This is a genomic window from Citrobacter sp. wls613 (assembly GCF_005281195.1).
Classification (GTDB): domain Bacteria; phylum Pseudomonadota; class Gammaproteobacteria; order Enterobacterales; family Enterobacteriaceae; genus Citrobacter; species Citrobacter gillenii.
Genome location: NZ_SZXN01000007.1, coordinates 13,104 through 20,777, shown reverse-complemented (window position 1 = coordinate 20,777; position 7,674 = coordinate 13,104). Strand labels below are relative to the sequence as shown.

Genomic DNA, 7,674 nt, shown 5'->3' with positions numbered 1-7,674 from the left:
CGGGTAATGCAGATGCGTTACCCGCCGCGACATTATCATCCCTGGTCCGCCACGCTCTCCCGCAGCGGTTTTACCGGCAAGACCTGCACCTGTTTAATCATATTATCCTGTACGTCGAGAATATCGATATCGTACTGGCCAATGCGCACCCGCGTACCGGCCACCGGGATCTCTTCCAGCGCTTCAAGAATAATCCCGTTTACGGTTCGTGCATCGTTTTCCGGCAGGTGCCAGTTAAAGGCTTTGTTGATTTCGCGCACGTTGGCGCTGCCGTCAATTATCACTGAACCGTCATTTTGCGGGGTGACTTCCTCGGCAAGCGTAGGTGACATGGAGGTGGTGAAGTCGCCGACAATCTCTTCCAGGATATCTTCGACCGTCACCAGGCCCTGAACGTCGCCATATTCGTTAACCACCAGGCCGACTTTCTTTTTGTTGCGCTGAAATTTGATTAGCTGGGTGCTGAGCGGCGTGCCTTCCGGGACGTAATAGATCTCATCAGCGGCGCGCAGCATGGTCTCTTTGGTAAATTCTTTTTTCTCTGCCATCAGGCGCCAGGCTTCGCGTACGCGCAGCATACTAATGGTATCGTCCAGCGAGTCGCGGTAAAGCACAATGCGGCCGTGCGGGGAGTGCGACAGTTGACGCACGATTGATTTCCAGTCGTCGTTGATATCAATCCCGATGATTTCGTTTCGCGGCACCATGATGTCGTCGACGCTGATTTTTTCCAGATCCAACACCGACAGCAGCATATCCTGATTACGGCGCGAGATTTGCGAGCGCGATTCATTCACCAGCGTTCGCAGTTCGTCTTTACTCAGGGAACTGCTTATCACGATATCCGTTTTGATGCCCATCATACGCATCAGCAGACGGGTAATGGTGTTCAGTAACCACACCAGCGGCATCATCAGAATTTGGAGTGGTGCCAGTAAGAAACTGCTGGGATAGGCGACTTTTTCGGGATACAGCGCGGCGATGGTTTTTGGCAGTACTTCAGCAAAAACCAGCACCACAAAGGTCAGCACCCCGGTGGCAATCGCCACACCCGCATCGCCATACAGACGCATACCGACGATGGTGCCAAGCGCGGAGGCGAGAATGTTGACCAGGTTATTGCCGATAAGCACCAGGCTTATCAGGCGGTCCGGTTTGCGCAGGAGTTTTTCAACGCGCTTTGCCTGACGATTCCCCTGCTTGGCCCGGTGGCGCAGGCGGTAGCGGTTCAGGGTCATCATTCCGGTTTCGGAACCGGAAAAATAGGCTGAAATAACCACCATGATGAGAAGCGTAACAATGAGCGTGGTGGTGGAGATGTGTTCCACGTAGGGTTCCTTAAAGACTTAACTCACAAGCTGTTGCAGTATGCGACTACCGAAATAGGCCAGCGTCAGAATACCTGCACCTGCGACGTTAAACCAGACGACACGACGTCCGCGCCAGCCCTCATGGTAATGTCCCCATAGCAGAACGATGTAGACAAACCATGCCACGATAGAGAGCACGGCTTTATCAATATTTTCGGTACTGAACAGGTTGTGCATGTAAAACAGGCCAGTGCACAGGGTCAGCGTCAGCAGAACCACGCCTATCTGAGTGATGTGAAACATTTTGCGTTCAATGCTCATCAGCGGCGGCATTTCATTGTTGAACGCCAGTTTTTTGTTTTTCAGCTGATAATCGATCCATGCCAGCTGCAGTGCGTACAGGGCGGCAATGATCAGCGTGGCATAGGACAAGAGCGAGAGCCCGATGTGGATCATCATGCCCGGTGTGGCTTCAAGGTGGGTGATGTACTCGTTGGGCATAAACGTGGCGCAGGCCAGATTGATTAATGCAAACGCATACACGATCGGCAGCAGCAGCCAGCCGCGATTGCGCGAGGCCACAATGGTCATTACCGTACAGATCATCAGGCTAACCAGAGAACCGACGTTCAGCAGGCTCAGGTTTTGTCCATTCTCGCCACCGGGCAAAATACGTGCTTCCAGGGCAAAAGCGTGGCACACCAGCGCGATAACCGCAGAAAGGATAGCCATACGCCGCCAGCCGCTGTTTTTTTGCAGCAGAGCGGGAACGATCAGCGCAAGGCTGACGGAATAGGCGACAAGGGCGAACAAAGCAAAAACGGGCATATAGGTGTCGACAGTTGACCAGTGATAAAGAAAAGCAGTATAGCGTTACGTGACCGCTGCTCCAACCGTTGCATAACAACAAAGGCGGCTTCATGTTATACTGCGACAAAATTCTGTTGATGTGTCGTGCAAGCGACCGACCGTTTCCACCCCAGGCGAGAGACAATGTTTGATAATTTAACCGATCGTTTGTCGCGCACGCTGCGCAATATCAGTGGCCGTGGACGCCTTACTGAAGACAACGTTAAAGAAACGCTGCGCGAAGTGCGCATGGCGCTGCTGGAAGCTGACGTTGCGCTGCCGGTAGTGCGTGAGTTTATCAATCGCGTAAAAGAGAAAGCGGTTGGTCATGAAGTTAACAAAAGCCTGACCCCGGGTCAGGAATTCGTCAAAATCGTTCGCAGCGAACTGGTTGCGGCGATGGGCGAAGAGAACCAGACCCTGAATCTGGCCGCTCAGCCACCGGCCGTAGTGCTGATGGCGGGTCTGCAGGGTGCCGGTAAAACGACCAGCGTGGCGAAACTGGGTAAGTTCCTGCGCGAGAAGCACAAGAAGAAAGTGCTGGTCGTCTCTGCCGACGTTTATCGTCCGGCGGCGATCAAACAGCTGGAAACGCTGGCTGAGCAGGTTGAAGTCGACTTCTTCCCGTCTGACGTCGGCCAAAAGCCGGTCGATATCGTTAACGCTGCGCTGAAAGAAGCGAAGCTGAAATTCTACGACGTGCTGCTGGTGGATACCGCCGGTCGTCTGCACGTTGACGAAGCGATGATGGACGAAATCAAACAGGTCCACGCGTCTATCAATCCGGTAGAAACGCTGTTTGTTGTCGATGCCATGACCGGTCAGGATGCCGCGAATACCGCAAAAGCCTTCAACGAAGCGCTGCCGTTAACCGGTGTCGTGTTGACGAAAGTCGACGGTGACGCCCGCGGCGGTGCCGCACTCTCTATTCGTCATATCACTGGTAAGCCGATTAAGTTCCTCGGTGTTGGCGAGAAAACCGAAGCGCTGGAGCCATTCCATCCGGACAGGATTGCTTCGCGTATCCTCGGCATGGGCGACGTACTGTCGCTGATCGAAGATATCGAAAGCAAGGTTGACCGCGCGCAGGCTGAGAAGCTGGCGACCAAGCTGAAGAAGGGCGATGGTTTTGACCTGAACGACTTCTTAGAACAGCTTAATCAGATGAAAAACATGGGCGGCATGGCAAGCCTGATGGGCAAGCTGCCGGGCATGGGTCAGATTCCTGACAACGTGAAATCGCAGATGGATGACAAAGTGCTGGTGCGTATGGAAGCGATCATCAATTCGATGACGTTGAAAGAACGTGCCAAGCCGGAAATCATCAAAGGTTCGCGTAAGCGCCGTATCGCTCAGGGCTGCGGTATGCAGGTACAGGACGTTAACCGCCTTCTGAAACAGTTCGACGACATGCAGCGCATGATGAAGAAAATGAAGAAGGGCGGGATGGCCAAGATGATGCGCAATATGAAGGGCATGATGCCGCCAGGATTCCCTGGTAGATAAATATATCGGGCTACCTTATTTGCCATTTTGACGCCGGAGTGTGCTCGAAATGCTCACGTACTGCGTGTACGCTCCGCTTTCTGCGCGCACGCCGACGCCAAACTGGCTGCAACGGTAACGCCCTGGTATCAAGCTTCATCACATGTTGATTGCTTTTTTCTCAGAAATCAGTAAAATTTTCGGGCTTTTAATATGACACCGGGTCCCTTCCCTCGATGGGGCCCGGTGTTTTATTCACACAAGAGGATGTTATGGTTACTATTCGTTTAGCACGTCACGGCGCTAAAAAGCGTCCGTTCTACCAGGTTGTTGTTACTGACAGCCGTAATGCACGCAACGGTCGCTTCATCGAGCGCGTTGGCTTCTTTAACCCAATCGCTAGCGAAAAAGAAGAAGGCACTCGCCTGGATCTGGATCGCATCGCTCACTGGGTTGGCCAGGGCGCGACTATTTCTGATCGCGTAGCTACGCTGATCAAAGCAGCAAACAAAGCAGCTTAATCTGTCACGGTGGTCATGATGAGCAAGCAACTCGCCGCACAGGCGCCCGTAGAACCCATAGTTCTGGGGAAAATGGGGTCTCCTTACGGTATCCGTGGTTGGCTCAGAGTGTTTTCTTCCACTGAAGACGCCGAAAGCATTTTTGACTATCAGCCCTGGTTTATCCAGAAGGCGGGTCAGTGGCAGCAAGTACAGCTGGAAAGCTGGAAGCACCACAATCAGGATCTGATCATCAAGCTGAAAGGTATTGAGGATCGGGATGCGGCGAATGTACTGACGAATTGTGAAATTGTCGTAGATTCCTCGCAGTTGCCAGCGCTGGATGATGGCACTTACTACTGGAAAGACCTTATGGGTTGCCAGGTAGTGACCACTGAAGGCTACGAACTCGGTAAAGTCGTCGATATGATGGAAACCGGATCGAATGACGTCATCGTCATCAAGGCAAACCTGAAAGATGCGTTTGGTATCAAGGAACGTTTAGTACCGTTCCTCGATGGGCAGGTTATCAAGAAAGTCGATCTCGCTACTCGTACTATCGAAGTAGATTGGGATCCTGGTTTTTAAACCACCGGATAAACGGTAAAAGTCGGCGTGATGGGGATTGGCTTGTGTTTATAGGTATCGTTAGCCTGTTTCCAGAAATGTTCCGCGCAATTACCGATTACGGGGTAACTGGCCGGGCAGTAAAAAATGGCCTGCTGAACATCCAGAGCTGGAGTCCTCGTGACTTTGCTCATGACCGGCACCGTACCGTGGACGATCGTCCTTACGGCGGCGGACCGGGGATGTTAATGATGGTGCAACCTTTACGGGATGCCATTCATGCAGCAAAAGACGCGGCAGGTGAAGGCGCGAAGGTGATTTATCTGTCACCTCAGGGACGCAAGCTTGATCAAGCGGGCGTGAGCGAACTGGCAACGAATCAAAAGCTGATTCTGGTGTGTGGTCGCTATGAAGGCGTAGATGAGCGCGTAATTCAAACCGAAATTGATGAAGAATGGTCAATCGGCGATTACGTTCTCAGCGGTGGAGAATTAGCAGCGATGACGCTGATTGATTCCGTCTCCCGGTTTATTCCGGGGGTACTGGGTCATGAAGCATCGGCAACGGAGGATTCCTTTGCCGATGGGTTGCTGGACTGCCCGCACTATACCCGACCTGAAGTGTTAGAGCAGATGGAAGTACCGGCAGTTTTGCTGTCGGGGAACCACGCTGAGATACGTCGCTGGCGTTTGAAGCAGTCGCTGGGCCGTACCTGGCTTAGAAGACCTGAACTTCTGGAAAACCTGGCTCTGACTGAAGAGCAAGCAAGGTTGCTGGCGGAGTTCAAAAAGGAACACGCACAACAGCAACATAAACATGATGGGCAGGCGTAAGCCCCCAATATCAGTTTACCCAGGATAAGAGATTAAATTATGAGCAACATTATTAAGCAACTTGAACAAGAACAGATGAAGCAGGACGTACCTTCCTTCCGTCCGGGTGATACCGTGGAAGTGAAAGTATGGGTTGTTGAAGGTTCCAAAAAACGTCTGCAGGCATTCGAGGGCGTGGTTATCGCTATTCGTAACCGCGGTCTGCACTCTGCATTCACTGTTCGTAAAATCTCCAACGGCGAAGGCGTTGAGCGTGTCTTCCAGACTCACTCTCCGGTAGTTGACAGCATTGCTGTTAAACGTCGTGGTGCTGTTCGTAAAGCTAAACTGTACTACCTGCGTGAGCGCACTGGTAAGTCTGCTCGTATCAAAGAGCGTCTTAACTAAGATATCGCTCAGGCGACATCCTGTCAGAAGGGGCTGGCCAATAAGGCTGGCCCCTTTTTTTATCGCCATAAAACTCACATCATTAACTATTAATTCATAAATCATTTACAATGCCCTGTCGTTATTGGAGGGGCAGTGGTTATTGGTGCAATTTTTCGGTTTGGTCATCAGCGCTGCGCGGCATGGCTCGCGTTGTTTGCGATCCTGCTGATCGTCATCGCGCTGCTTATCTCTGTTTCTTTGCAACACGATCCTATGAATGCGATGCCGGGTATGCATCATGATATGGGCATGATGGTGGAACATGCTGAACAACATGGTGACGGCGCCTCGATGACGATGCCCGTCGATCACGGCGAAGCATGCGGCTACTGTGTGCTGCTGGCGCACGTCCCCGGGCTGATACTGACTCTGGTTATTCTGTTGCGCGGCGTGCTGCGGTTACAGAAAAAAACGCCACTACATCCTACGCTGACGTTCTGGTTCTACTTCCCCTGGCTGTATCCCAATACCCGTGCACCACCGTACCGGTCTGCTTTTTCCTGATCCTAAAAATACGTCTGTACGCGTTAGCGTGATGACGCTCTTTGGCTTTTTCTAAGGAAAAGTATGACCACCTGCACCCCGCGTGCGGCATGGGTAACCCTGCTGCGACGCCTTCATTTCTCTATCGGCCTGTTCGTGGGTCCCTTTATTTTTGTCGCGGCACTGACCGGTACGCTCTACGTTGCCACACCGCAACTGGAAGAGGCGCTTTACTCTGAGGCGCTACAGGGAACCGAGCAAGGAGAACCACAATCGCTGGCTGCTCAAATTGCGCTCGCGCAGCAGGTCGTCGGCAATCATTTGCCGGTGTATGCAGTACGGCCTGCGCTTGAGCCAGGAAAGACGACCCGGGTCATGTTTGCAGACCCTGTACTGGCCCCGTCTGAACATCGGGCGATTTTTATCGACCCGGTTGCACTTACGGTAACAGGCGATATGACTGTCTATGGCACCAGCGGGATCTTACCTCTGCGCCAGTGGATCGACTATGCGCACCGTTCCTTGCTGTTGGGGGATATTGGGCGGCTTTATAGCGAACTGGCGGCGTCCTGGATGTGGGTAGCGGCGCTGGGCGGTATTGTGCTTTGGTTTTACACTCGACCCAGGCGTCGTCTGAATAATCGACTGCAAAAAAACTGTCGTCTGCACGTTACGCTGGGCTGGATTCTGCTAGGCGGGATGTTACTTTTTTCCGCAACCGGTTTAACCTGGTCGCAATGGGCAGGGGGCAATGTGGATAGCATGCGGGCAGCCTTTGGCTGGCTGACGCCGCAGGTAAATACACAGCTCGATGGCGTCCAGCAAATTCATGATGAGCATGCCGGACATCACGCTGGCATGGTAATGCCATCGGCAAGCGTGGTTGACGGCGGGCTTTTTGATGCGGTATTACGCACGGCGCAGGCGGCGGGGATTGATGCCAGGAAGCTGGAGATCCGCCCGGCGAAAGATGCGCAGCATGCTTGGACTGTCACCGAGATTGACCGCCGCTGGCCAACCCAGGTGGATGCGGTGTCTGTTGATACAACCACGATGCGGATTATTGACCAGACGCGCTTTGTCGATTTCCCACTGATGGCGAAATTGACGCGTTGGGGCGTTGATTTCCATATGGGGATTCTGTTTGGCGTACTCAATCAGGGGCTGCTGATCGTCTTTGGTGTAGGCCTGTGCCTGATGATCGTGCTGGGCTATCGG

The 7,674-nt window shown here is 52.9% G+C and carries 9 protein-coding genes; 7 read left to right on the top strand and 2 right to left on the bottom strand.

Annotated elements, in window-relative coordinates; genetic code table 11:
• Nucleotides 1–35 precede the first annotated feature (35 nt).
• Nucleotides 36–1,328: an HlyC/CorC family transporter gene (locus FDX01_RS01055; RefSeq protein ID WP_137399083.1), complete on the bottom strand. Its 1,293-nt coding sequence runs from the start codon at nucleotides 1,326–1,328 to the stop codon at nucleotides 36–38.
• Between the two features lie 18 nt (nucleotides 1,329–1,346).
• On the bottom strand, nucleotides 1,347–2,138 hold the full coding sequence (locus FDX01_RS01050; RefSeq protein WP_096756093.1) for an inner membrane protein YpjD: 792 nt from the start codon (nucleotides 2,136–2,138) through the stop codon (nucleotides 1,347–1,349).
• Nucleotides 2,139–2,303: 165 nt separating this feature from the next.
• Here FDX01_RS01050 and ffh point away from each other — a divergent pair, with 165 nt between their 5' ends.
• The 7 genes from ffh to FDX01_RS01010 all read left to right on the top strand — a co-directional run.
• Nucleotides 2,304–3,665 carry a signal recognition particle protein gene (gene ffh / locus FDX01_RS01040; protein WP_096756094.1) on the top strand — a complete coding sequence of 454 codons (1,362 nt, stop codon included), beginning with the start codon at nucleotides 2,304–2,306 and terminating at the stop codon, nucleotides 3,663–3,665.
• A gap of 251 nt (nucleotides 3,666–3,916) precedes the next feature.
• Nucleotides 3,917–4,165 (top strand): 30S ribosomal protein S16, encoded by a 249-nt coding sequence (rpsP, locus tag FDX01_RS01035; protein WP_003031228.1) that lies wholly within the window; start codon nucleotides 3,917–3,919, stop codon nucleotides 4,163–4,165.
• A gap of 18 nt (nucleotides 4,166–4,183) precedes the next feature.
• Nucleotides 4,184–4,732: a ribosome maturation factor RimM gene (rimM, locus tag FDX01_RS01030; protein WP_115257736.1), complete on the top strand. Its 549-nt coding sequence runs from the start codon at nucleotides 4,184–4,186 to the stop codon at nucleotides 4,730–4,732.
• 44 nt (nucleotides 4,733–4,776) lie between these two features.
• Nucleotides 4,777–5,544 (top strand): tRNA (guanosine(37)-N1)-methyltransferase TrmD, encoded by a 768-nt coding sequence (trmD, locus tag FDX01_RS01025; RefSeq protein ID WP_115257737.1) that lies wholly within the window; start codon nucleotides 4,777–4,779, stop codon nucleotides 5,542–5,544.
• Nucleotides 5,545–5,583: 39 nt separating this feature from the next.
• A complete protein-coding gene (gene rplS / locus FDX01_RS01020; RefSeq protein WP_002914145.1) occupies nucleotides 5,584–5,931 on the top strand; it encodes a 50S ribosomal protein L19 in 348 nt (115 codons plus the stop codon).
• 141 nt (nucleotides 5,932–6,072) lie between these two features.
• Nucleotides 6,073–6,477, top strand: a complete 405-nt coding sequence (locus tag FDX01_RS01015; RefSeq protein WP_249360834.1) for a DUF2946 domain-containing protein — start codon at nucleotides 6,073–6,075, stop codon at nucleotides 6,475–6,477.
• A 63-nt stretch (nucleotides 6,478–6,540) separates the two neighbouring features.
• A partial coding sequence (locus tag FDX01_RS01010; RefSeq protein WP_249360833.1) for a PepSY-associated TM helix domain-containing protein occupies nucleotides 6,541–7,674 on the top strand: 1,134 nt, incomplete at its 3' end.

Bases quoted from the DNA above. Each gene is read 5' to 3' on its own strand.
- FDX01_RS01050 (WP_096756093.1), bottom strand. From the start codon at position 2,138: ATGCCCGTTTTTGCTTTGTTCGCCCTTGTCGCCTATTCCGTCAGCCTT.
- ffh (WP_096756094.1), top strand. From the start codon at position 2,304: ATGTTTGATAATTTAACCGATCGTTTGTCGCGCACGCTGCGCAATATC.
- rpsP (WP_003031228.1), top strand. From the start codon at position 3,917: ATGGTTACTATTCGTTTAGCACGTCACGGCGCTAAAAAGCGTCCGTTC.
- rimM (WP_115257736.1), top strand. From the start codon at position 4,184: ATGAGCAAGCAACTCGCCGCACAGGCGCCCGTAGAACCCATAGTTCTG.
- rplS (WP_002914145.1), top strand. From the start codon at position 5,584: ATGAGCAACATTATTAAGCAACTTGAACAAGAACAGATGAAGCAGGAC.